Annotated in this window: 26 protein-coding genes and 1 tRNA gene; 14 read left to right on the forward strand and 13 right to left on the reverse strand. The window is 67.1% G+C overall.

The genetic code is table 11. The features are described from left to right. Window positions 1-108: 108 nt before the first annotated feature. Window positions 109-747, reverse strand: a complete 639-nt coding sequence (locus tag IP83_RS11415) for an SOS response-associated peptidase (RefSeq protein WP_231625014.1) — start codon at window positions 745-747, stop codon at window positions 109-111. Window positions 748-763: 16 nt separating this feature from the next. On the opposite strand from IP83_RS11415, the gene IP83_RS11420 reads away from it, so the two are divergent. Together IP83_RS11420 and IP83_RS11425 are read left to right on the forward strand one after the other, a co-directional pair. Then, entirely contained in the window at window positions 764-1,531 is a 768-nt protein-coding gene (locus IP83_RS11420; RefSeq protein WP_054122351.1) for a class II aldolase/adducin family protein, read from the forward strand. A 147-nt stretch (window positions 1,532-1,678) separates the two neighbouring features. Next, window positions 1,679-2,188 carry a (2Fe-2S)-binding protein gene (locus IP83_RS11425; protein WP_054122352.1) on the forward strand — a complete coding sequence of 170 codons (510 nt, stop codon included), beginning with the start codon at window positions 1,679-1,681 and terminating at the stop codon, window positions 2,186-2,188. Here IP83_RS11425 and IP83_RS11430 read toward each other — a convergent pair. The 5 genes from IP83_RS11430 to IP83_RS11445 form a co-directional block, all read right to left on the reverse strand. Beyond that, window positions 2,185-4,296 carry a TonB-dependent siderophore receptor gene (locus tag IP83_RS11430; protein ID WP_156309687.1) on the reverse strand — a complete coding sequence of 704 codons (2,112 nt, stop codon included), beginning with the start codon at window positions 4,294-4,296 and terminating at the stop codon, window positions 2,185-2,187. The genes IP83_RS11425 and IP83_RS11430 overlap by 4 nt on opposite strands. Before the next feature lie 179 nt (window positions 4,297-4,475). Next, a complete protein-coding gene (locus IP83_RS21030) occupies window positions 4,476-4,601 on the reverse strand; it encodes a hypothetical protein (protein ID WP_255352077.1) in 126 nt (41 codons plus the stop codon). A 50-nt stretch (window positions 4,602-4,651) separates the two neighbouring features. Next, window positions 4,652-5,785 carry a M14-type cytosolic carboxypeptidase gene (locus IP83_RS11435; RefSeq protein WP_054122354.1) on the reverse strand — a complete coding sequence of 378 codons (1,134 nt, stop codon included), beginning with the start codon at window positions 5,783-5,785 and terminating at the stop codon, window positions 4,652-4,654. Beyond that, window positions 5,782-6,366: a DUF4136 domain-containing protein gene (locus tag IP83_RS11440; protein ID WP_231625016.1), complete on the reverse strand. Its 585-nt coding sequence runs from the start codon at window positions 6,364-6,366 to the stop codon at window positions 5,782-5,784. Before IP83_RS11440 ends, IP83_RS11435 begins: the two co-directional genes overlap by 4 nt. After that, window positions 6,363-7,073, reverse strand: coding sequence for a DUF4136 domain-containing protein (locus IP83_RS11445; RefSeq protein WP_054122355.1), 711 nt, complete (start codon window positions 7,071-7,073; stop codon window positions 6,363-6,365). Before IP83_RS11445 ends, IP83_RS11440 begins: the two co-directional genes overlap by 4 nt. Window positions 7,074-7,212: 139 nt before the next feature. On the opposite strand from IP83_RS11445, the gene galE reads away from it, so the two are divergent. The 3 genes from galE (at window position 7,213) to IP83_RS11460 (ending at window position 9,164) form a co-directional block, all read left to right on the forward strand. Continuing rightward, a complete protein-coding gene (galE, locus tag IP83_RS11450) occupies window positions 7,213-8,217 on the forward strand; it encodes a UDP-glucose 4-epimerase GalE (RefSeq protein WP_054122356.1) in 1,005 nt (334 codons plus the stop codon). 83 nt (window positions 8,218-8,300) lie between these two features. Next, entirely contained in the window at window positions 8,301-8,426 is a 126-nt protein-coding gene (gene ykgO, locus IP83_RS11455; protein ID WP_054122357.1) for a type B 50S ribosomal protein L36, read from the forward strand. A gap of 123 nt (window positions 8,427-8,549) precedes the next feature. Next, window positions 8,550-9,164 carry an HAD-IA family hydrolase gene (locus tag IP83_RS11460; protein ID WP_054122358.1) on the forward strand — a complete coding sequence of 205 codons (615 nt, stop codon included), beginning with the start codon at window positions 8,550-8,552 and terminating at the stop codon, window positions 9,162-9,164. Between the two features lie 96 nt (window positions 9,165-9,260). Here IP83_RS11460 and pgeF read toward each other — a convergent pair whose 3' ends face one another. Together pgeF and pepN are read right to left on the reverse strand one after the other, a co-directional pair. Next, window positions 9,261-10,025 carry a peptidoglycan editing factor PgeF gene (gene pgeF / locus IP83_RS11465; RefSeq protein ID WP_054122359.1) on the reverse strand — a complete coding sequence of 255 codons (765 nt, stop codon included), beginning with the start codon at window positions 10,023-10,025 and terminating at the stop codon, window positions 9,261-9,263. Continuing rightward, window positions 10,022-12,643, reverse strand: a complete 2,622-nt coding sequence (pepN, locus tag IP83_RS11470; protein WP_054122360.1) for an aminopeptidase N — start codon at window positions 12,641-12,643, stop codon at window positions 10,022-10,024. Before pepN ends, pgeF begins: the two co-directional genes overlap by 4 nt. Before the next feature lie 233 nt (window positions 12,644-12,876). On the opposite strand from pepN, the gene IP83_RS11475 reads away from it, so the two are divergent. Next, a complete protein-coding gene (locus IP83_RS11475) occupies window positions 12,877-13,701 on the forward strand; it encodes an SDR family NAD(P)-dependent oxidoreductase (RefSeq protein WP_197274347.1) in 825 nt (274 codons plus the stop codon). Here IP83_RS11475 and IP83_RS11480 read toward each other — a convergent pair. Together IP83_RS11480 and IP83_RS11485 are read right to left on the reverse strand one after the other, a co-directional pair. Beyond that, complete coding sequence (locus IP83_RS11480) at window positions 13,611-14,552, reverse strand: DMT family transporter (protein WP_054122362.1); 942 nt, start codon at window positions 14,550-14,552, stop codon at window positions 13,611-13,613. The two genes, IP83_RS11475 and IP83_RS11480, sit on opposite strands and share 91 nt — an antisense overlap. Then, window positions 14,549-15,565: a low specificity L-threonine aldolase gene (locus IP83_RS11485; protein ID WP_054122363.1), complete on the reverse strand. Its 1,017-nt coding sequence runs from the start codon at window positions 15,563-15,565 to the stop codon at window positions 14,549-14,551. Before IP83_RS11485 ends, IP83_RS11480 begins: the two co-directional genes overlap by 4 nt. A gap of 65 nt (window positions 15,566-15,630) precedes the next feature. Here IP83_RS11485 and IP83_RS11490 point away from each other — a divergent pair, with 65 nt between their 5' ends. After that, the gene (locus IP83_RS11490) at window positions 15,631-15,921 is read left to right on the forward strand and encodes a GNAT family N-acetyltransferase (protein WP_054122364.1); all 291 of its coding nucleotides are present in this window, start codon (window positions 15,631-15,633) and stop codon (window positions 15,919-15,921) included. A 46-nt stretch (window positions 15,922-15,967) separates the two neighbouring features. Here IP83_RS11490 and IP83_RS11495 read toward each other — a convergent pair whose 3' ends face one another. Together IP83_RS11495 and IP83_RS11500 are read right to left on the reverse strand one after the other, a co-directional pair. Beyond that, entirely contained in the window at window positions 15,968-17,023 is a 1,056-nt protein-coding gene (locus tag IP83_RS11495; protein ID WP_054122365.1) for a hypothetical protein, read from the reverse strand. A 209-nt stretch (window positions 17,024-17,232) separates the two neighbouring features. Then, window positions 17,233-17,307, reverse strand: a tRNA-Thr gene (locus tag IP83_RS11500). 127 nt (window positions 17,308-17,434) lie between these two features. Here IP83_RS11500 and IP83_RS20670 point away from each other — a divergent pair. The 6 genes from IP83_RS20670 (at window position 17,435) to IP83_RS11525 (ending at window position 21,466) form a co-directional block, all read left to right on the forward strand. Further along, window positions 17,435-17,578, forward strand: a complete 144-nt coding sequence (locus IP83_RS20670; RefSeq protein WP_197274346.1) for a hypothetical protein — start codon at window positions 17,435-17,437, stop codon at window positions 17,576-17,578. A gap of 201 nt (window positions 17,579-17,779) precedes the next feature. Then, window positions 17,780-18,466, forward strand: coding sequence for a 2,3-diphosphoglycerate-dependent phosphoglycerate mutase (gene gpmA, locus IP83_RS11505; RefSeq protein WP_054122366.1), 687 nt, complete (start codon window positions 17,780-17,782; stop codon window positions 18,464-18,466). Window positions 18,467-18,496: 30 nt separating this feature from the next. After that, window positions 18,497-18,985: a 5-(carboxyamino)imidazole ribonucleotide mutase gene (gene purE / locus IP83_RS11510; protein WP_054122367.1), complete on the forward strand. Its 489-nt coding sequence runs from the start codon at window positions 18,497-18,499 to the stop codon at window positions 18,983-18,985. Between the two features lie 4 nt (window positions 18,986-18,989). After that, the gene (locus IP83_RS11515) at window positions 18,990-20,045 is read left to right on the forward strand and encodes a 5-(carboxyamino)imidazole ribonucleotide synthase (RefSeq protein WP_054122368.1); all 1,056 of its coding nucleotides are present in this window, start codon (window positions 18,990-18,992) and stop codon (window positions 20,043-20,045) included. Then, window positions 20,046-20,534 carry a dihydrofolate reductase gene (locus IP83_RS11520; RefSeq protein ID WP_054122369.1) on the forward strand — a complete coding sequence of 163 codons (489 nt, stop codon included), beginning with the start codon at window positions 20,046-20,048 and terminating at the stop codon, window positions 20,532-20,534. Then, window positions 20,534-21,466 carry a bifunctional riboflavin kinase/FAD synthetase gene (locus tag IP83_RS11525; RefSeq protein ID WP_054122370.1) on the forward strand — a complete coding sequence of 311 codons (933 nt, stop codon included), beginning with the start codon at window positions 20,534-20,536 and terminating at the stop codon, window positions 21,464-21,466. The genes IP83_RS11520 and IP83_RS11525 overlap by 1 nt, the downstream gene beginning before the upstream one ends. Here the strand turns inward: IP83_RS11525 and IP83_RS20230 are convergent. After that, window positions 21,451-21,951, reverse strand: coding sequence for a tryptophan-rich sensory protein (locus tag IP83_RS20230; RefSeq protein ID WP_054122371.1), 501 nt, complete (start codon window positions 21,949-21,951; stop codon window positions 21,451-21,453). The two genes, IP83_RS11525 and IP83_RS20230, sit on opposite strands and share 16 nt — an antisense overlap. A gap of 114 nt (window positions 21,952-22,065) precedes the next feature. Between IP83_RS20230 and IP83_RS20235 the strand changes: the two genes are divergently transcribed. Then, a complete protein-coding gene (locus IP83_RS20235; protein WP_156309686.1) occupies window positions 22,066-22,704 on the forward strand; it encodes a TetR/AcrR family transcriptional regulator in 639 nt (212 codons plus the stop codon). Window positions 22,705-22,777: the final 73 nt, after the last annotated feature.

Genomic DNA, 22,777 nt, shown 5'->3' on the forward strand with positions numbered 1-22,777 from the left:
ACGCCCTCCCCGCAGCGCCAGTGCAGGCGCCGCACCGGTCGCGCGATCACCCTCCCTGCCGGTCAAACGCAGCGCCGCGCTACCAAATCCAACAGGCGGCTGCCATGGTCAGAACAGCGACGCCTGCGGTCCCTCCGGCATCGGCTCCGCCACTTCGCGCATCAGCGCATCGGCCAGCGGCACCTGCATCGCCGCTCCGCCTGCACCGTCTGCGCTCAGCCAGCGGTCGAACGCCTCGCCCGGCCGCAGCAGCACCGGCATCGCCTTGGGGTGCACCCGGCCCACCACGGCATTCGCCTCGCAGGTCAGGAAGGCAAAGCGCGGGCCCTGCTCGGTCGGGCGCCACAGCCCGGCGAAGGCGAACAGCGGATCGTCCGGCAGATCGAACCAGTGCTTGCGCTTGCGCCCCGTCTGCGGATCGGGTGCAGCGGACCATTCGGAAAAGGCGGTGACCGGCACGAGACACCGCCGCGCCGGATCGGCCAGCGCACTGCGCCACATCGGCGAGGCGAGATTGCGCACATTGGTGATCGGGCGCTTCACTTCGCCGAACGGGGGCCAGCCCCAGCGCATCAGGTCGAGCCGCCGCCCGGCACCCTCGCGCACCACCACCGGCGCCTCGGCATCCGGATAGATTTCCGGCAGCGCGGGCAGGTTGCGCCCCGCAACATCGGCCCGGAAAAGCTGTGCGATGGCTTGCGCGCCCGCCGTCATGCGATAGAGATTGCACATAGCAGACGCGAGCATAGCGGGAGAGAACGCGATGGCCACCCAGATCCGCCCCAACATCAATTGCAGCGATGCCGAATGGCAGGCGCGGCAGGAACTGGCGGCCTGCTACCGCATCTTCGATCTGATGGGCTGGTCCGAATCGGTCTACAACCACATCTCGCTGCGCGTGCCGGGTGAAGACGGCGCGTTCCTGATCAATCCGTTCGGCCTGCTCTATTCCGAAGTCTGCGCCAGCAACCTCGTCAAGATCGACATCGACGGCAACAAGCTCGATGACAATCCGCATGCCGTGAACCTCGCCGGCTTCACCCAGCACGGCTATTTCCACCGCCACCTCGATTGGGCGCATGCCATCTGTCATGTCCACACCACGGCCTCGATGGCGGTGTGCAGCCTTGAAGAAGGGCTGCTGCCGATCAACTTCTACGCCTGCAATTTCATCGGCCGGCTCGCCTACCACGATTTCGAAGGCATCACCGTCCGCGCCGAGGAAGGCGAGCGGCTGCTCGCGAACCTCGGCGACAAGAACATCCTCATGCTGCGCAACCACGGCCCGGTGGTCATGGCCAAGAGTCTGCAGGCGATGTTCGTCCAGATGTGGTCGCTGCAGCGCGCGTGCGAGATCCAGATGGCGACGCTTTCGATGGGCCGCCCCCCGATCATGGTCTCGCAGGACGTGATCAATGTGCACCAGCGCGATCTGGCGCAGGGCACTCCGCCCGGCGGCGGCCCCGGCGTCGGCGATTTCAACGCCTGGACCCGGCGGATCGACCAGATCGACCGCTCCTGGCGGGATTGATCGCGTCCGCGCTCTAGCCCTTCGAACGATCCGCTCATGCTGAGCTTGTCGAAGCATCTTGCACCACCGCCGCGCAAGCACCCTTCGACAAGCTCAGGGTGAGCGGGCTAAGGGGCAGGATCGATATCCAGCTAGAGCCGACTGCCGATGGCCATCCTCACCGTCAACAACCAGCCCATCGAGATCAAGCTGGAGGCAGACACGCCGCTGCTTTGGGCGCTGCGCGATGCCGCCAACCTGACCGGCACCAAGTACGGCTGCGGCACCGGCGAATGCGGCGCCTGCATGGTGATCGTCGACGGGCAGGCGATGCCGAGCTGCACGCTCTCGCTGGGTGAGGCCGAGGGGCGCACGGTCACCACGATCGAGGGCCTCTCCGCCGATCGCAATCATCCGGTGCAGCAGGCCTTCGTCGCCGAGCAGGCGATCCAGTGCGGCTTCTGCACCCCCGGCCTCGTGATGGCGGCCGCCGCGCTGCTCACGCACAACACCGATCCGACCGAGGCGGACATCAAGGCCGCAATCACCAACATCTGCCGCTGCGGCGTCTACCCCCGCCTCGTCCGCACGATCCAGCGCGCGGGCCGCATCGCGCGCGGGATCGAACCGGGCGTGCCGCTGCCGGTGCCGCTGACCGCGACGACGCCGGGGCTTTAGAAGCCCATCCGCACCGTCAACCGCGCGCTGCGGGGCGCGGCCGTGGAGATGTTGTTGTCGGTGTGGGCAGTCGGGAAATACTGCTCGTTCAGCAGGTTGTTCACATTGAGCTGGACCGAGAGGTTCTTCGAGACATTGTAGAACACCGCCGTATCGACCCGCGTCCAGGCCGGCAGCGTCACCGTGTTGCTCACCGTGGTATAGGCCGAGGACTGGTGCGTCACGCCAAGGCCAAGGCCTAGCTTGCCGGTCACATCATAGCGCGTCCACAGCGAGATCTGGCTTTCCGGCAGCAGCGCCAGCCCGCGCCCGGCCGGGGCGGCGGTCGTGCTGGAGCGGACCTTGCCGTCCTGCAGCGCGTAGCCGAGGCTCACCTGCCACTGGGGCAGGATCTTGCCCGTTGCGGAAAGCTCGATCCCGCGCGTGCGGGTCTTGCCCGAAAGCTGCGGCAGGCCGGTGACCGGATCGTTGAAGCGCGAGTTCTCGCGGTCGAGCCGGTAGGCGGCGGCGGTCAGCGCAAGCGTCGGGGTCACATCCCACTTGGCGCCGACTTCGAGGTTCTTGAACTCTTCCGGCGCCAGCGTGGCCTGCGTCGCATCGAGCGCGCTGAACTGGTCGCCAGACTGCGGCAGGAAGGTCTTGGTGTAGCTGCCGTAGAGCGAGATGTTCGCCTTGGGCTTCACGATGACACCGGCGCGGGGGCTCCACTTGTGGTCGGTGCGCCCGGCGCTGGTGCTGTTCAGCAGGTTGTCCGCGTTGATCTTGAAGCTGTCGTAGCGCACGCCGCCGACGATCTGGAGGAACGGGGCAAGCTCGATCTGGTCCTGCACATAGGCCGAGAAGGTGGTGACCTTGGTATGCGTCGAGCGGCTGGGGGTGCCGAAGGTGATCGCAGGAATGGCGAGCCGGTCTGCCAGCGCGACCGTGGCCGAGGCCTTGTTGCCCGGAAAGATGCCTTCGCGGCGGGCGGCGTCGGTGCCCTGATCGGCGCCCTCGATCCCGGCGATCACGGTATGGCCGATGGGGCCGGTCTTGCCTTCCCAGGTCAGGTTCGCCTGCCCGATCCAGCTCTCGCGCTTGACCGTGCTGTTGTAGGCGCTGAGCGAGACCGTGCTGGTAGCGGGATTGACCGCGGCGCCCGCGAAAATGTTGCCGTAGTACTTGTCGGTGTGGCTGTACTGGCCCGCCACGGTCAGCGTCAGGCTGTCGGCCAGCTTCTGCGTCAGGCGCGCTTCGACGATGTGCGCCTTCACGTCCGAGATATTGGTGTCCTTGCGGCCGAAGAAGGTGTCGCGATACCCCTCGAGCGGCTTGCCACCCAACGAGGGCACGCCGCGATCCGCGGTGCGGCGGTCGTCGTCGTAATTGTAGGAAAGATCGATCCGGGTATCGGCGCTGGGCGCGAAAGCCAGCGTGGGGTTCACGCCGATGAAACGGCCGTGGAAGTCCTGCCGGTGGTTGTCGAACTCCTCGTAAGTGCCGTTGATCCGCGCACCCACCGTCTGCGAGAGCGGGGCGTTGAGATCGGCCGCCAGCGCGAAATCCCCGAAGGTGCCGACAGCCGCGCTGGCGCCGACGCTCTGCCCCGCCAGCGAAGGCGCCTTGCGCACGCGGTTGATCACGCCGCCGCCGCCGCCACGCCCGAACAGCAGCGCATTGGCGCCGCGCAGCACTTCGACATGGTCGATGTTGTAGAGCGAGCGGTAGTACTGCGTGTCGTCGCGCAGGCCATTGAGGAAGAAGTCCGCGGTGGTGTTCTGCCCGCGCAGCACGATCTGGTCGCGGTTGCCTTCACCCTGCGCGAGGACCACGCCGGGGACATAGCGCAGCGCATCGCCGAGCTGGGTCACACCCTGATCGTCAAGCTGCTCGCGGCTGAGCACGGTGACCGACTGCGGCACATCGAGCAGCGGGGTCGGTGCCTTCAGGCCGTTGGCGCTGTCGCTGCGATAGGAGTCGACATGGCCCGTCACCACGATCGTGCGGCGGTCCGCGCCATCGCCCGCGTCTCCCGCATCCGCCGCCATCGGCACCTCTTCCGCATGCACCGCGACCGGAAGGAGGGCGCTGGTGGCGAGGAGCAGGGCGGGGAGCGCTTTCACGGGCATTTCCTTCTTGAGAGGCATTCTCAAGAACCGCTCTATTGCGAGTCATTCGCACATGCAAGGATGATATTGAGAATCCTTCGCGAAAATTGCGTTCGGCGGACGCGACAAGGCGCAGGCCCGATGACAGGCCTGTTCGTTCAGTAGTTCAGACGTTCAGAAGGTTTGGGGGCTTGCTGCGCTCAGAGCAGCGGGAGCGCGCGGCCGGCGAGGATCAGCGCAAGCGCGCAGCCGAGCACGATGGCCGAACGCAGCATTTCCGCCACGGGGACAGCAGGTGCAGCAACAAGGGCGATAGCGCGGGCCATGCGACAAGCATGCGCCCACAGTACCTAACAACTCGTTAAGGGGTCTCTCTTCAGGCAAGCCACTCGAGCAAAGAGGCCATGCATTCGCGGGCGAGCAGCTTGCTCCGCTCCGGGCTCCAGCCCTGCGCCGGATCGGGCAGGTCGTCATTGTCCTTGAACGGCATTTCCAGCGTCATCGAGACGGCGCCAAAGCGCTGCGCGATCTGGTTGGTCGCCATCGAGAGATTGGCCTTGCCCGGCCGCGCCACGGGATAGCCGCGCTTCGTCTGGAAATCGGGCGTGCGGCGTTCGAGGATCGCGCGGTAGCGGCGATAGGCCTCGCCCTGCGCTTCGGTCCAGCCGGGGATGCCTTCGAAGCCGGCGAAGAACACGGCGGGGATCGCCTCGTCGCCATGGACGTCCATCGCGAAGTGGACGCCGGTCTCGTCCATCGCGCCCCGGATCGCGAGCACTTCGGGCGAACGCTCGGCGCTCGGTTCATGCCATTCGCGGTTGAGGTTCACGCCGGCGGCATTGGTCCGCAGATGCCCGCGGCGCGAGCCATCGGGATTGCAATTGGGCACGACGTGGAAGCGGCAGAGCTGGCGGAGCTTGCGCGCATGCGGGTCAGCGGGATCGGTCAGCATGTCGAGCGCGCCTTCCATCCACCATTCGGCCATCGATTCGCCGGGGTGCTGGCGCGCGATCAGCCAGACCTGCTTTTCGCCTTCTCCCAAGGAGAGGCAATCGATCGGCTGGCCATCGAGGCTGCGGCCAAGGACGCGGTGGGTGACGCCTTCGCTGGCGGCCACTTCGGCGACGAGATCGTGGTGCCGCTCCATCGAATAGGGCGCGAAATAGGCGAACGAGCAGGTGGCGGCCTGCGGGGTGTAGCGGATCGTCATCGTGCCGCCGTCGACTGCCGCGTCATAGCGGGTCTCGGCGCGGTACCAGATGTCGCGGTCTTCGGAGACGCAGGCGCGGTAGTGGGTCCAGCCATCGGGATAGGCGGCGGCGGCAAGGCCGGTGATCTTCAGTTCCAGCGCCCGGCCCGCGCAGCCACCGACGCGGAAGTGGAACCACTGGAAGAATTCGGAGGCATTGTCGCGCCGGATGGCGAGCCGGGCGGTGGCGCCGTCGATGCTCAGGACTTCAATATTGCCGCTGTCAAAGCCCGCGTCGATGCTGATCGGATAATTGGTCATTTGACCGTGATAGTCGCCCCCGAGGTTCCGGGAAAGCCCGAGAACAAGGCATGGGCCAAGCGCGGTGCGGCCTGATCGACCGAAGCGGCCTTTGCTTTCTCGTTCTCGATGTTGTCGGCGCGGCCTTCCCACAGCGAAAGGCCTGTCGTGCGGCTGCGGATGGTGACGACGAGCCGGGTATGGACGCGCGCCTTGGGGCCGCCGCCAAGATTGAAGCCGAGGCCGAGCCCGACGCCGCTGTTCCACCCGCCGGTCGCGCCGCCGACGCCGACCGAGACCGGTCCGCGCTGGCGTTCGGTGCGCTGCACTTCGCGCTCGACGCGCACTTCGGCGACGGCATCGGCGGCGCCGGGCGTCGCAGTGCCGAACTTGAGCGCGGCAAGCTCAGCCTCCACGGCCTGAAGCCAGGTGCGGGTTTCGAGGCTGTTCGGATCGGTGCCGGGCGCGGCGACAACGGCCACGGTGTTGCGGCCGAGCGTCGTGATGCTGTCCGGCGTGTGGAAGCGCGTGACCTCCACCGGAGCGGCCAAGGCGGGTGAGGCGGCCAGCACCAGCGCCGCGAGGAACAGGCGGGCCCTCACGGTGTCACCGCCGCGAGCGGCTGGACGACCTGGCCGTCCGGGAACTGCTTGAGGAGAGCGGTGGCGAGGCGGGCGGCCATCTGGCTGTTGTTGATCCCGCCGTCTTCCTCGCGTGCCTCGCCCTCGGCGTGGCCTTCCCACAGGACGCGGCCCGTGGCCTTGTCGCGGATGCGCAGATCGAGCCGGGTGGAAATGATCGCCTTGGCCGGCTTGGTGAGATCGACCGCGAGCGCGAGGCCGAAGCCGCTGCCGCGATTGCTGACGGTGGTGCTCATGGCGCCGCTGACCTTCCTGTGCGGGGCCTCCTCGGGGACGGCCACGCTGTGGCTGACACCGATCTCGGCGATCTGGCCGGGATCGAGTGCTGTCGCCGTGTCATAGCCGCGCCGGGCGAGTTCGTCGATAATGGCGGCTTCATAGACGGGGAGCTTGCCATCCTCGTTGTCGCCGGCATCGCTCGCCATGCGGCTCACCACGATGCGGCCCTTGCCGAGCAGGGCTTCGGCATCGGCGGCGCGGTACGCGGTGACGTCGATCTTCTTCGAGGGCTGCGCGGTCTGGCGCGCCGAAGGATAGCGCGGATCGGGACCCGCATCCTGCCAGCCGCCTCCGCCGCCCCAGCGCCCTTCGCCGGGCATGCCTTGCGCCAGCACAGGAGTGGCAGCGCAGGCGAGCAGCAAGGCAGCGAGAGCAGTGGTAGCCTTCATCAGGGAACTTTCAGGTAAACGGCCGACGGTAAATCCTAGGTCCGGGCGCATGTCAGCCACATGAACGGATTGTTTGTCGATTCCAACGCATGGCGAGCCTGCTACTGCATTGCAGCATTTGCTGAGGAGAGTGATTCGCATGGGCCAGGTTCCCGTTCTCGTTACCGGCGGCGCCGGGTACATCGGCAGCCATGCGGTGCTGGCGCTGCAGGATGCGGGCTGGCCCGTTGCGGTGATCGACAACCTGACCACCGGTTTCCGCTTCGCGATTCCCGATGGCGTGCCGCTCTACGAAGGCGATATCGAGGACGCCGCGCTGCTGGCGCGCATCTTTGCGGAGCAGAAGATCGGCGCGGTGATGCATTTCGCCGGGTCGATCATCGTGCCGGAATCAGTCGAGAACCCGCTCAAGTACTATCACAACAACACCGCCAAGAGCCGGGCGCTGATCGCCGCCGCGGTCGAGGCGGGGGTCAAGCATTTCATCTTTTCCTCGACCGCGGCGACCTACGGCATTCCGGAAGTCTCGCCTGTCACCGAAGACAGCCCCAAGTCGCCGATCAATCCCTACGGCATGTCGAAGCTGATGACCGAGACGATGCTGGCCGATACCGCGCGGGCGCATCCGCTGAACTATTGCGCACTGCGCTATTTCAACGTGGCGGGGGCGGACCCGGAGGCGCGCACCGGGCAATCGACGGCGGGGGCGACGCACCTGATCAAGGTCGCGGTCGAGGCCGCGCTTGGCAAGCGCAGCCATGTCGGCGTGTTCGGCACCGACTTTGACACGCCCGACGGGACCGGGGTGCGCGACTACATCCATGTGTCGGACCTCGCCGCAGCACACGTGCTGGCGCTGGAAGCGCTGATTGCAGAGCCGCAGCGTTCGCTGACGATGAACTGCGGCTATGGTCAGGGGTTCTCCGTGCTGCAGGTGCTCGATGCGGTGGACCGCGTGACCAACCGCAAGATCGAGCGCAAGCTGGAAGGCCGCCGCGCGGGCGATCCCGATTCGCTGATTTCGGACAACCGCCGCATCAAGGCGACGCTGCCGTGGGTGCCCAAGTATGCCGATCTCGACCTGATCGTGAGCCACGCGCTGGCGTGGGAAAGGAAACTGACCGAGATCCGCGGGGAGGCCTGAGTCCTTGGTTGACTTTCGTGCGGGGCGCGCATAACCGCCGCGTTCCAATTTCGGCCCGGTCGGCTCGGGCAAAAGGATTCGTCATGAAGATTCGCAACAGCCTGAAGTCGCTCAAGGATCGTCACCGGGACAACCGCGTGATCCGCCGCCGCGGCCGCACTTACGTCATCAACAAGACCCAGAAGCGCTTCAAGGCGCGCCAAGGGTAATCAATCCCTGCTGATTGCGCGCACTCCGCTTCGGCGGAGTGGTTTGCAGTCGAACGGTCTTGAACCGGCAGAGGCCTCCGCGAACTGCGGGGGCTTTTTGCATGTGTGGAAGGAGGGATCGGCATGAGCGACAAGGTCGATGCTGTCGTCTGGGATATCGGCCACGTGCTGGTGCAGTGGTCGATCCGCTATCTCTATGAAAAGCTGATCGATGATCCGGCTCAGCTGGACTGGTTCCTCGCGCATGTCGTCACCGTGCCATGGCATTTCCGCCACGATGCGGGCGAGCCGTTGGCGGACCTGATCGCCGAGAAGGTGGCCGAATACCCCGAGCATCGCGCGCTGATCGAAGCCTATGGCCCGCGCTGGCTGGATACGATTCCGGGGCCGATCGAAGGTACCCCGGCGCTGGTCGAAGCGCTGGCCGCGCGCGGCGTGTCGCAGTTCTCGATCACCAACTTCGGTGCGGATACCTTCGCCATGTTCCGCCCGACGTTTCCGGTGCTGGACCACATGGGCGATATCGTGGTGAGCGGTGCCGAGCAGCTGATGAAGCCCGATCCGGCAATCTTCAACCTTGCTGCGGATCGCTTCGGCCATGCACCGGAGCGGATGCTGTTCATCGACGACAATGCGGCGAACATCGCCAGCGCGGCGGCGCTCGGCTGGCAGGTGCATCACTTCACGCGCGGCGCCGGGGCGCTTGAGGCTGATCTGCGGGGGTTGGGGCTGCTCTGACAAACCCCCACCCCGCTCACCCTGAGCTTGTCGAAGGGTGCTGGCGCGATGCTTCGACAAGCTCAGCATGAGCGGTTCGTGAGTTGGGGGGATTTTCTATCGCAGCCCGATCAGCGAAATCTGGCGGCCGTAGCCCGCTTCCCCGGCATGAGTGGAGCGGCGGAACGAGTAGAAGCGCTCGGCTTGCGGATAGGTGTCCTCGCCCAGCATCCCGACAGTGCCGACACAGAACGCGGCGAGGCGCGCGGCGACATAGCCCTCCAGATCGAACCAGCTGTGCCCGGCGCGGCCCGCGCGGAAGAAGCGGGCGTTCTCGGCAGCCTCGCCGGTGAAACGCGCTTCGAAGCCCGCGTCCACTTCATAGCTCTTCTGCGCGATGCAGGGGCCGACCACGGCAGCGATGCGGGAACGGTCAGCGCCGAGGGCTTCCATCGCTTCCACGGTGCGGTCGGTCACCCCGCCGATGGCGCCTTTCCATCCGGCGTGGGCCGCGCCGATCACCCCGGCCTCGGCATCGTGGAACAGCACCGGCGCGCAATCGGCCGTAAGCACGCCGAGGAGCAAGCCGCGCTGGTCGGTGACAAGCGCATCGGCCTTGGGCCGGTCGGCATCCGCCCATGGCGCGGTGACGGTCACCACATCGGGCGAATGGATCTGGTAGCAGGTCAGCAGCCGCGCGCCCGGCAGCACGGCCTCGCCCGCGCGGCGGCGGTTTTCCGACGTGTGCGCGGGCTCGTCCTCGCTGTAGCTGACGTTGAGTCCGGCATGGAGGCCATGGCTCACCCCGCCGCGTCGGCCAAGAAAGCCGTGCGCAGCGCCGGACAGCGCCGGGTGGGTGAGGACTTCGGGCTGCTCGCTCATCCGTTCAGGCTCTTGCTCACCTGCTCGCTGACATCGCGCGACAGGCCCGGCGCGGCAGCGATGCGTTCCAGCTCTGCGCGCATCAGCGCGGCGCGCGCCGGTTCGATCCGGCGCCAGCGGCCGAGCGGCGGGACGAAGCGCGCGGCGACATTGCCGTTGATCGGATCGAGCTTGAGGATGAGGTCCGCGATCATCCGGTAGCCCGCGCCGTCCGCCGCATGGAACGCCTGCGGATTGGCGGCGAAGGCCATGTAGAGCGCGCGGACGCGGTTGGGGTTGGTCATCGTGAAATCGGAATGCTCGGCCAGCGCGGTGACGTGCTTCAGCGTCTCGGGGTGAAGCGCGCCAGCCTGGATCGAGAACCACTTGTCGATCACCAAGGCATTCCCGGCAAAGCGCGCATGGAAATCGGCGAGCGCGGCGCGGCGGGCTTCATCGCACGCGGCGGCGCTGATGCCGGCGAGGACCATCAGCGCGCCCTGCCGGTCGGTCATGTTGTCCGCCGCATCGTATTGCGCCTTGGCGCGGCGGGCGGCTTCGACCGGATCGCTGGCAGCGAGGTAGACCAGCGCCTGCGTCTTGAGCTTGCGCGCACCCCTTGCGGCGGCCTCGAGGCTGTAGGGCACAGCGGTGCAGCGGTCGTGCAGCGCGTGCCATTGGGCGGCGAGCTCGCTGCCCAGCCAGCGCTTCAACGCCTCGCGCTCGGCATGGATGCGCGAGGGGTCCGCCTGCGCGATCTGCTCGGCGATATAGCCTTCGCCGGGGAGGATGATCAGCTCGCCGCGCATCAGTTCGTCAAGCGCGGTATCGGCCAGCACTGCGGCATAGACATCGCGGATGGCGTCCAGGCCTTCGGCGCGGGCCGCGTCGGTCAGGTCGCCCGAAACGGCGGCGACGAGGTGGCGGACCATCAGCTGCTGCATCGCTTCGTAGCGCGCGAAGGGATCATCGTCGTGCGCGGCAAGGAAGACGAGGTCCGCGGTCGAGAGCGGCATGTCGATGGCGACGGGGGCGGAGAAGCCGCGATTGATCGAGAGCACGGGCGGCGCGTCGAACCCGTCAAACGTAAAGCTCTGCTCAGCTTCAGTCAGGACAAGCAATTGCTCGCCCGCGTGTTTTCCGGTGGCGCGATCGAACAGCGCGGTGCGCAGCGGGATGACCATCGGCTGCTTGTCCGGCTGGCCGGGCGTCGCGGGCATGGTCTGGCTGAGCGTCAGCGTCGCAGTATCTCCAGTGTGCGTCAGCTTCGCGGTGACGCGCGGAGTGCCCGCCTGCTCGTACCAGCGGCGGAACTGCTTGAGGTCGAGTCCTGCGCCGTCCTCGATCGCCTTGACGAAATCCTCGCACGTCGCCGCCTCGCCGTCGTGCCGTTCGAAATAGAGGTCGGTGCCCGCCCGGAAGCGCTCGGGGCCTGCCAGCACCGTCATCATGCGGATCACCTCGGCGCCCTTGTTGTAGACGGTCGCGGTGTAGAAGTTGCTGATCTCCTGATAGGAATCCGGGCGGATCGGGTGCGCGAGCGGGCCTGAATCCTCCGGGAACTGCGCGGCGCGCAAGATCCGCACATCCTCGATCCGCTTGACCGGGGCGGAGCCCATGTCCGCGCTGAACTGCTGGTCGCGCAGCACGGTGAAGCCTTCCTTGAGGCTCAGCTGGAACCAGTCCCGGCAGGTGACGCGGTTGCCCGACCAGTTGTGGAAGTATTCATGCGCGACGACCCCTTCGATCGCGTCGTAGTCGCCGTCGGTCGCGGTTTCCGGATCGGCGAGGATATAGCGCGTGTTGAAGACGTTGAGGCCCTTGTTCTCCATCGCGCCCGCGTTGAAATCGGAAACGGCGACGATGTTGAACAAGTCGAGGTCGTACTCGCGGCCATAGACTTGCTCGTCCCAGCGCATCGAATCGATCAGCGCCTTCATGGCGTGCCCGGTGCGCGTCTCGTCCCCGGCGCGGACATAGATGGCGAGATCGACACGGCGGCCCGAGCGGGTGGTGAAGCTGTCACGCGAGGCGACGAGATCGCCCGCGACGAGCGCGAAGAGGTACGAGGGCTTGGGCCAGGGATCGTGCCATTCGGCCCAGTGCGTGCCGTCCGCGTTCTCTCCGCTCGCGACCGGATTGCCGTTGGAAAGGAGGACCGGGAAAGCCGCCTTGTCGCCAGCCATCCGCACCGAATAGACGCTGAGCACGTCGGGCCGATCCGGGAAGAACGTGATGCGGCGGAACCCTTCCGCCTCGCACTGGGTGCAGAGCATGCCGTTCGAGGCATAGAGGCCGGAGAGCTGGGTATTGGCAGTCGGATCGATTTCGGTCTCGATGGTGACCGTGTGGCGATCACCCGGCAGGTCGATCACGAGCCGGCTGCCGTCCATGCGCCAATCGTTGTGCGCTGCGCCGTCGACCAGCACGGACTTGGCCGTGATGCCATCGCCGTCGAGCCACAGCGGGCCGGACGCCGGCCCGGCGCGCTCCACCACCAGATCGGCGCGCACCCGCGTCGCGGTGAGCGAGAGCGCGAAATCGAGCACGATTTCCGGCACCTGCCACTCGGGCGGGCGGTAATCGAGGCGCTGGATGACAGGGGCGGGCAGGGCGGGCGTGCCAGAGAGGTCGTTCATGGCCGCCAATGTAGGGAGCCTGCGCGCGCGGGGAAGCGCAAAAACGGCCAGGCGCAAAACTTCGTCGGCAAGAACGCTTGACGGCTCGATGAGGGGGTCGCACCGATGATGAAACAAATTGGTGCGCGGGTGCGGATGGCGATGCAAGGGACGAACGATCAAAGCTCCGAGGCGGTTGGAATGGTCCTGCCACCCATGCCGGACGCCGGACTGTGAAGCTGCTCATTTTCGGCATGGGCTATACCTCGCAGGTGATCGCGGCGCAGCTGCGCGCGGCGGGCTGGGAGGTGGTCGGGACCGGGCGCGAGGGGGATTTGCGGTTCTACGACCGCGATGCGGTGCTCGCCGCGCTGGCGGAGGCGAGCCATGTGCTCTCGTCCGTGCCGCCCGCGCGCGAGGGCGGCGATCCGGTGCTCGAGGCCTATGGCGAGGCGCTGGCGGCAGCATCGGCGCAGTGGATCGGCTATCTCTCTTCCACCGGTGTCTATGGCGATGTCGGCGGCGCGTGGGTGGATGAAACCGCCGAAGTCGGCAACGGGCGGCGCTCGGCGCGGACGGCGGCGGATCTCGCATGGCAGGCGCTCGGCGAACGGGTGCGCGTGTTCCGACTGCCGGGCATCTACGGCTCCGGACGCAGCGCGCTTGACCGGGTGCGCGAGGGGCATGCCAAGCGGATCGCGCTGGAGGGGCAGGTGTTCAGCCGCGTCCATGTCGAGGATATCGCGGCGGGCGTCATCGCAGGGATGGAAGGTCCGACCGGGGTCTACAATCTCGGCGATGACGAGCCTTGCAGCCAGAACGCGGTGATCGAGGAAGCCGCGCGGCTGCTGGGCGTGGCGCCGCCACCGCTGCAGACGCTGGAGGAAGCAGCGCTCTCGCCGATGGCGCTGGCGTTCTATGCCGAGAACCGGCGGGTGGCGAACGGCAAGGCCAAGCGCGTGCTCGGCTGGCAACCGCGCTACCCGACCTACCGCGAGGGGTTGCGGGACCTCAATGCCACGACCAGTCCGATCATCGCGAGCGCGGCGCCCGAGCCTGCCAGCAGCGACCAGCGGTAGCCTTCGACCGCGGTCGAGATTAGCATGGCGACGACCGGCACCAGCACGCCGTTGTAGGCGGCGCGGCCCGGACCCAGCGCACGCAGCAGGCCATTGTACATCGGGAAGGTGACGACCGTGCCGACGATGGCGAGATAAGCCGCCCCGCCCGCATAGGCCAGGGTGAAGTCGAACTGCGGCGGGCCTGAGAGGATCCATGCGATCGTGCCGTCGACAGTCGCGCCGATTGCCATGGCCCATGCAAGCAGGGTCGGCACCGGTTGGCCGCGCGCAATGGGGCTGGCCTGCACCACGTTGCCGACCGAGGCGAACATGAGCGCGACGAGCACCATAAGCCCGCCGACAATGACCTTCGAGCCCATCGCCGCGTTCTGGGCGAGTGCGATATGGTATTCGTGGAGCATCAGCAGCGCGATCCCGGCCAGCGCGATGGCCGTGCCGACAAGGAAGCCGCGCGTGATCCGCTGGCCGAGGAATATCCGCGCGAGGATCGTGTTGGGCACCAGCAGCAGCGCGAAGAGCACCGCGACGAGCCCCGAGGTGATGTATTGCTCCGAACGATAGACGAACTGGAAGTTGAGGCTGAACACGCTGCAGCCCATCACCGTTGCCACCAGCAGCCCCTTGCGGTCCGGCACCAGCGGCAGGCGCTTGAACGCGGCGAACACGAACATGCCGATGGCCGCGCCGGTGAAGCGCCAGGTGACCGACCAGCTCGGCGGTACATCGCCCAGCTGGTACTTGATGGCGATCCAGGTCGAGCCCCAGATCAGCGCGGTCAGCAGGAACGGCACAAGGATGCGCGGTTCAAGGAAGCTCGCTTCGCTGCTGGTCTGCCGGTCGACGCTCACAGCGCGGCGATGGCGCGGGCGAGCGCCTCCACTTCGTGCGCGGGGCTGCTCCATGCAGTGACGAGGCGGGCTGCGCCAGGCGCGCCGGCGGGGGCGGCCCAATCGTAGAAGTCGAAGCCCTGTCCGCGCAGGGCGGCCTGTTCGGCGGGCGAGAGGACGACGAAAACCTCGTTGGCCTCGACCGGGTGGATCAGACGCTCCCCGCAGGAAGCGGCGATTTCCTGCGCGGCTGCGTTGGCGGCGCGGGCGTTCTCGAGCCAGAGGCCGTCCTCGATCATCGCGAGGATCTGCGCGGCAAGGTAGCGGCCCTTCGATTGCAGGTGTCCGGCGCGCTTGCGGCGATAGCGGACGACGTCGACCAGATCGGGCGCGAAGAACACGATGGCCTCCGCGCTCATCCCGCCGTTCTTGACGCAGCCGAACGTCAGCGCGTCGACTCCGGCCTTCACCGTGACATCCGCCGGCGAACAGCCAAGGTGCGCGACGGCATTGGCAAAGCGCGCGCCGTCCATGTGCAGGCCAAGTCCGCGCGCCTCGGCCAGAGCACCGATCCCGGAGACTTCGGCGGGGGTATAGACCCGGCCGCACTCCGTTGCCTGCGTGATCGAGATCGCATGCGGCTGGACCTGATGGACGCCCGGGCGGATGCCATCAAGCACCGTGCGGATCGTCTCGGGCGTCAGCTTGGCGCCTTCGCCTTCGGCCAGCAGCAGCTTGGCGCCATGGAGGAAAAACCCCGGTGCGCCGCCCTCGTCCATCTCGATATGCGCCTCGCGGTGGCAGACGACGCCGCCATGCGGGGGCACCATCGCCGAAAGTGCAAGGCAATTGCCCGCCGTGCCGGTCGCCACCCAGAGCGCCGCGCAGGGCACGCCGAACAGATCGGTGAACGCCGCGTCGAGCCGGGCGGACAGGGCATCGCCGTCATAGGCGGTGTCGGGCGCGTCGGCGGCCTGCATCGCCGCCCAGATGCGGGGGTGGACAGGGGCGGCGTTGTCAGAGAAGAACTTCATGGCCGCACCCCTTAACCGCCATGGAACGTTGGGGGAAGGGAGCATGCCTTGGGAGGCCAATAGCTATGGATGACCCCGCCATCACCCTGATCGATCACGGCGCCGAGGGCGAATATCAGGCGCGCGTGGCTGACAGCCGCGCGATTGGCCGCCTCACTTGGGTCCGCCGCGGTGATGTGCTGACAGCTGAACACGCGCTCGTGCCGCCCGAGATCGGTGGACGCGGGATCGCCGCCAAGCTGGTCGAAGCGCTGATTACCGATGCGCGGGCGCAGGGCTGGAAGATCGTGCCCGAATGCAGCTACGTCGCCGCTGCATTCAAGCGGCACCCCGAGTGGGGGGACTTGCTGGCGTGAGATGGCGCCGACCCGGACCACGCCGGGCCGGCGCAACCCAGGTTCATCAGATCAGGATGCCCTCACCTTGCGCGGCGACATCGGCGGCGCGGAAGAGCAGGTTGTCGAAGCCGACGTAGTCGTTGGTGTTCGGATCGCCGTCATTGGTCGAGAACTCGAGGCGGTGGAGGCCGTCGAAGGTCTCGAAGCTGAACGGCTGGGCCGAGCCGGCCCGGACGACGATCGTCTCCTCGGCGACGAGGTTGAATCCGTCGGCGTCGGAATATCCGCGAATGGTGACGGCCACGCCGTCGCGGAAGGCAGCCGAGAACGCGCCGCCGAGGAAATCGAACGCATCGGGGTTGGTGATCACCACCGGCGAACCTGCTGCCTGGCCTTCGTAGCCAACCACTTCGTTGTTGTTGGCTTCGGCAATGAAGCCGATGTTGGTGCCCGAGGCGGCAGTATAGCCGGGAAGCGAGCCATCGACGTGGTAGGCACCGGCTTCGGCAAATGTGAAGCCCTGATACGTGCCAAGCGCCGTCTCTGCGCCGGGGGCAAGCGCGATGTCGTCGAAATCGAGCGTGAACGTCGGCGGGGTGTCGTGGTAGGTCAGGTTGTCGATGCCGAAGTAGTCGTTCGTGCCAGCATTGTTGTCGTTGGCGTTGAACTCGATGCGCGTCGCGCCCGAGAAGGTGCCGTAGTCGAGGCCGTCGTCGGCAAAGCTGACGAGGCTTTGCGCGGCGGTGTCGACCGTGACTGTCTTTTCGCCGATGAGGATCGTGCCCGCCTGATCGGCATAGGCGCGGATCGTCACCGTGAGGCCATCGCGGAAGGCGGAGGAGAGCTGGATCGTGTCGAGCGTGAACGGCGCCTCGCGGCTCATCACGAGCGCGCTGCCTGCTGCGGCGTCCTCGTAACCGGCGACTTCGTTGTTGGCCGCTTCAGCGATGAAGAGAATGTTCTGGCCGGAGCTCGCGACATAGCCGGCGATCGCGCCGTTGGGATTGTAGATCCCGGCCTGTTGCCAGTTGAAGCCGCCATAGCCGTTGGCGAGACGGGATTCGCCGCCTTCCGCAAGATCGAACGAATCGAAGGTGAGCGTGGTGGAAAGATTTGCCACTGGTAAGGATCCCCTTGTCTTGTTGCACCGCGCCGCGAGGCCGGTCGTACGAGGGGGCGACTTACGAAAAATTAGGAAACGGCATTGATCCGGAATTCACCAAACGCGCAGAGGCGTGTTGCCGTGGGCAAAGGCGTCCGCCGCCGCCACGCCGGGAAGACATGCGGCACGATCTGGTCTGCTGCAACGGTGGTTGGAGGGAGGGGAAATGGTGCTGCTGGGGAGGATTGAACTCCCGACCTCAGCCTTACCAAGGATGCGCTCTACCACTGAGCTACAGCAGCACACCATTTCCGCTAACCCGTCAGCGCGGCAAAGCCGGGGCGGGCAGGCGCGCGCTTTGGCGGCGAGGCTGGCGTTTGTCAAGGACGGGGTTGCAGCCTTTGTTTCGGCGCGGCAGAGACGCGGGCGATGACGGACAAGAACCCAGCTGCGCCCGAGAAGCCGCTGACCCGCGAGGAGCGCCTCGCGCTGCGTCTGCGCGAGAACCTGCGGCGCAGGAAGGCGCAAGCGCGGGCGCTTGATGCCTTGGGCGAAGAGCCGCCGCAGACCTAGTGCGCGGTCCGGCCCACCCCCGACCTCTCTCGCACGCGGGAGGGGGGCAACACGGCGCGAGTACCCCCCTCCCGCCTGCGGGAGGGGCTGGGGGTGGGCAAAGTACAGCGCGCAACAGTCTGGCCAAAGCGCCCCTTCCCAAAAGCACGGGGGGACGCTAGGTCCGCCGCCTTGTTTCGCCCCAACTTGCGAAGGACCACGATGCCCCGCCTGATCCTGATCCGCCACGGCCAGTCGCAATGGAATCTGGAAAACCGCTTCACTGGTTGGTGGGATGTCGACGTGACCGAGAAGGGCGCGGCGGAAGCCTTCGCGGCGGGCGAGCTGCTCAAGGCCAAGGGTATTCTGCCGACAACCGCGTTCACCTCGCTGCAGAAGCGCGCGATCAAGACGCTGCATCTGGCGCTGGAAGCAGCCGGCCGCATCTGGATCCCGGAAGACAAGGACTGGCGGCTCAACGAGCGGCACTATGGCGGGCTGACCGGGCTCGACAAGGCTGAGACCGCGGCCAAGCACGGCGACGAACAGGTCAAGATCTGGCGCCGCAGCTTCGATATTCCGCCGCCGCCGCTGGAGGCGGGCAGCGAGTTCGATCTCGCCAGCGATCCGCGCTATGCCGGGATCGCGGTGCCGAACACCGAAAGCCTCAAGGACACGATCGCGCGCGTGCTGCCGTGCTGGGACGAGAAGATCGCCCCGGCGCTGCGGGCTGGCGAGACCGTGCTCGTCTCCGCGCACGGCAATTCGCTGCGCGCGCTGGTGAAGCACCTTTCGGGCATTTCCGACGCTGATATCACCGGCCTCGAGATTCCGACCGGGCAGCCGATTGTCTATGAACTGGGCGACAATCTCGCCGAGATCGAGCGGTACTACCTTTCGGAGCGTTGAGCCGCTTCGGACGAGAGGGGATGCAAGGGGATGAGTGAAGGCGCGGCCAAAGTCGCAATCGTCATGGGAAGCCAGTCGGACTGGGAGACCATGCAGAACGGCGCGGCCGTGCTCGAAAAGCTCGGCGTGGCGCATGAGTGCCGGATCGTCTCGGCGCATCGCACGCCGGACCGGCTGGTTGCCTTTGCGAAGGGCGCGGCGGCGGACGGCATTCAGGTGATTATCGCGGGCGCGGGCGGCGCGGCGCATCTGCCGGGCATGATCGCCGCGATGACGCATCTGCCGGTGCTGGGTGTGCCGGTGCAATCGAAGGCGCTCAAGGGCATGGATAGCCTGCTCTCCATCGTGCAGATGCCGGGTGGCATTCCCGTGGGCACGCTGGCGATCGGCGCGGCGGGGGCAACCAATGCGGCGCTGCTGGCGGCTTCGATCCTCGCGCTGAATGATCCGGCGCTGTCCGAGCGGCTGGTGGCATGGCGCACGGCGCAGACCGATTCGGTCGCGGAACGGCCGGTTTGAGCTGATGATTGCCCCGGGTGAGACCATCGGCATTCTCGGCGGCGGCCAGCTTGGCCGGATGATCGCGCTGGCTGCGGCGAATCTCGGTTATCGCTGCCATGTCTATGCGCCCGAGGCGGATTCGATAGCGGCTGATGTCTGCGCCGGGTTCACTTGCGCCGGATGGTACGACAGCGAGGCACTGACGGCCTTCGCCAAGACCTGCGCGGTGGTTACCTACGAGTTCGAGAACGTGCCGGTCGCGCCGCTTGCCGCGCTGGGTGATCTGCCGCTCCATCCGGGCACGCGCTCGCTCGAAGTGGCGCAGGACCGCGCGGCTGAGAAGAGCTTTGTCGAGGAGCTGGGCGGTCGGCCCGCGCCCTGGGCCAAGGTTGACAGCGCCGAGGTTCTCGCGGCGGCGATTGCCAGGATCGGCACCCCCGGCATCCTCAAGACCCGGCGTGACGGCTATGATGGCAAGGGCCAGTGGCGGATCATGACGCCCGGTGATGCCGAGGGGCTTGAGCTGCCGCAGGTGCCGCTCGTCTACGAAGGCTTCGTGCAGTTCGATGCCGAGTTCTCGGTGATCCTCGTGCGCGGGGCGGACGGCGACGTGCGCTTCTGGGATTCGGCGCAGAACGCGCACAAGGCGGGCATCCTCAGCCAGTCGGTCGTGCCGGCGGGCGATACGGTGCGCGCGCAGGTTGATGCGGCGCGCGCGCTGGCGAAGCTGGTTGCGGACGCGCTGGGGCACGTCGGCGTGCTGACCCTGGAGTTTTTCGCCACCGCCGATGGGCCGGTGTTCAACGAGATGGCCCCGCGCGTCCATAACTCGGGGCACTGGACCATTGAAGGCGCGCTGACCTCGCAGTTCGAGAACCATGTGCGCGCGATCTGCGGCCTGCCGCTGGGGTCAACCGACTTGTGCGCGGCGGGCGTGGTGATGGACAACCTCATCGGCGACGAGGCGCATGACTGGCCGGCGATCCTTTCCGATCCGGCCAACCACCTGCACCTCTATGGCAAGGCGGCGGTGCGGCCCGGGCGCAAGATGGGCCATGTGACAAGGCTGGTGCTTTAGATGGCGCAGGCGATCTTTCTGATCGTGGCGCGCGCATCGGACGGCACGATCGGCAATGAGGGTGCCCTTCCGTGGCGCTTGCCCGCAGACCTCAAGCGCTTCAAGGCGCTGACGATGGGCAAGCCGATGATCATGGGCCGCAAGACTTTCGCCTCGCTGCCGGGGCTGCTGCCGGGGCGGCGCCATATCGTGCTGACGCGCGATGCGGACTGGTCCGCGCCGGGGGTAGAAGTGGCGCATGATGTCGCGGGCGCGCTGGCGCTGGCGGGTGATGGCGAAGTGGCCGTGATCGGCGGGGCCGAGGTGCTGGCGCAGTTCGAGGGGCTGGCGCAGCGCTTTGAGCTGACCGAGGTGCATGGGGACTACGCCGGGGATACCGTGCTGGCCTATCCGGCAGCGCCATGGCGCGAGACGGCGCGGCAGAGCTTTCCCGCCGAGGGCACATACCCGGCGTATGACTTCGTGACCTTCGCGCGAGGCGCGGCCTGATGCGCCTCCACGCCAGCGAGCCGATGCCCGAGGCGCTGCGCGGCGGCGTGATCGCGCTGGGCAATTTCGACGGGTTCCACCTTGGTCATCAGGCCGTCGCTGGGGAGGCGGTGCGCTGGGCGCGCGCCATGGGGCGACCCGCGATCATCGCCACGTTCGATCCGCATCCGGTGCGCCACTTCAAGCCCGATGCGGCGCCGTTCCGCCTGACCACGCTCGATCAGCGCGAGGCGCTGTTCAAGGCGGCGGGGGCGGATGCGATGCTGGTGTTTGCCTTCGATGGCACGCTGGCGGGCACGACGGCGGATTCATTCGTGCGCGATCTGCTTGTCGCGCGGCTCGGCGCGGCGGCGGTGGTGACGGGCGAGGACTTCACCTTCGGCAAGGCGCGCGGCGGGAACATTCAGGTGCTGCGCGATGTCGGCGCCGAAGCGGGGCTACAGACGCGCGCGGTGGGGCCGGTGCTGCTGGACGGCGAGGTCGTTTCCTCCAGCCGCATCCGCGAGGCGCTGATCGCGGGCGATCCGCAGGAAGCCGCGCGGCTGCTGACTCGGCCGTTCGCGATCAAAGGCCCGGTGCAGCACGGCGACAAGGTGGGGCGGACGATCAACTTCCCGACCGCCAACCTCGATATCGGCGCCTATCTGCGCCCGCGTTATGGCATCTATGCGGTGACGGGACATCTGCCCGATGGCCGCGTGCTGAAGGGCGCCGCCAACATCGGCATCCGCCCGACCTTCGATCCGCCCAAGGAACTGCTCGAGCCGCATTTCTTCGACTTTTCCGGCGATCTCTATGGGCAGGAGATCGAAGTGGCGTTCCACCACTTCCTGCGCGGCGAGGCGAAGTTCGACAGCCTCGATGCGCTGGTCGAGCAGATGGGCCGCGATTGCGACGAGGCGAAGCGGCTTTTGGCTCACATCGGCGGGTAGGCCATCATCACCGAGACGACATAGCCGCCCCAGCAGGCGGTGGGCAGCAGATACCAGGGCGAGCGGGCATCGCGGGTGCGCAGCACGAAGATCGCGCCGAGCGTGCAGAAGATGGTCAGCCAGGTGCCCCAATAAGCGGCGGCATTGAGCTTGAGTCCGCTGGTGTAGAACGGATAGGCGATGCACACCGCGCCGAGCGCATAGGGCGCCCAGGAGCGCCAACCGGCATCGCCGCTCTGCCGCACATAGACCCAGCGCGCGGCGCCCATCAGGCCGAGCAGCAAGGTCCAGATCAGGCCGACCATATAGTCCGGGGGAACCATCGGCATCTTGCGCGCGGCAGTGGCGGCGGGGCCGGCCCAGCCGACCGCGAAGAGGAAGCCATTGACCGCGATGGTCACGACCAGCAGCACCGCGACATTGGCGGCAAGTCCGCCGCGTCCCTGGGCGAGCGTGAGGGCGTTGTGGAACCTTGAGGAGGCCATGGAACGAATCCTTAGTAGGGTCGGCACGCTTGTGCCTATAAAATATATCATATGCAATACTAAATTCACGCAGAGAGATTGCCCGCGCGCGCGCTGCCTGCCAAAAGCGGCACGATGAGCCGGACCCGCGGTGCCAAAGCTGCCGATCATGAAGCGCGCCGCGCGGCGTTGCTGGCGGCGATGCATGCCCGGCTGGTCGCGCCGGATCTGCCGCCGCCCTCCTTGCGCGAACTCGCCCTCGCAGCCGGGGTGACGCTGCCCACTCTGGCGCACCACTTCGGCAAGCGCGAGGATATTGTCGCGGCGCTGATCGCCGAACTCGGGCGGCAGGGCGCGCCCTATCTGGCCGAAGCGGCGGCGACGGACCTGCCGTTTGCTGCCAGTATCGCTGCGCTGCTGGCGGTGATCACCGGCGGGCTGACCGAGGGCGGGGTTGCCGCGCTCCATGTGCTGGGCCTGCGCGAGGGGCTGCGGCAGGGGCGGATCGGCCCGGCCTATGTCGAGGCGATCCTCGAGCCGACCTTGGCGGCAGCTGAGGCGCGACTGGCCTTGCATATCGCGCGCGGCGAGATGGTGGCGGCGGACCCGCGCCACGCCGCGATCGCGCTTGTCTCTCCGCTGCTGGTCGCGGCGCTGCACCAGCAGGAACTGGGCGGAACGGATGTGCGTTGCCTCGATCTGGTGGCGCTGGCGCGCGACCACGGCGCGGCGTTTGTGCGGGCTTACAGGGTGGGACGTTCTGTAGCGCCTTGAACCCCAACCTCCCCGTTCGTGTCGAGCGAAGTCGAGACACCAAGCGCTCCGTGTGGTGTCTCGACTTCGCTCG

The sequence above is a fragment of the Novosphingobium sp. AAP93 genome (assembly GCF_001296055.1).
Lineage (GTDB): Bacteria > Pseudomonadota > Alphaproteobacteria > Sphingomonadales > Sphingomonadaceae > Novosphingobium.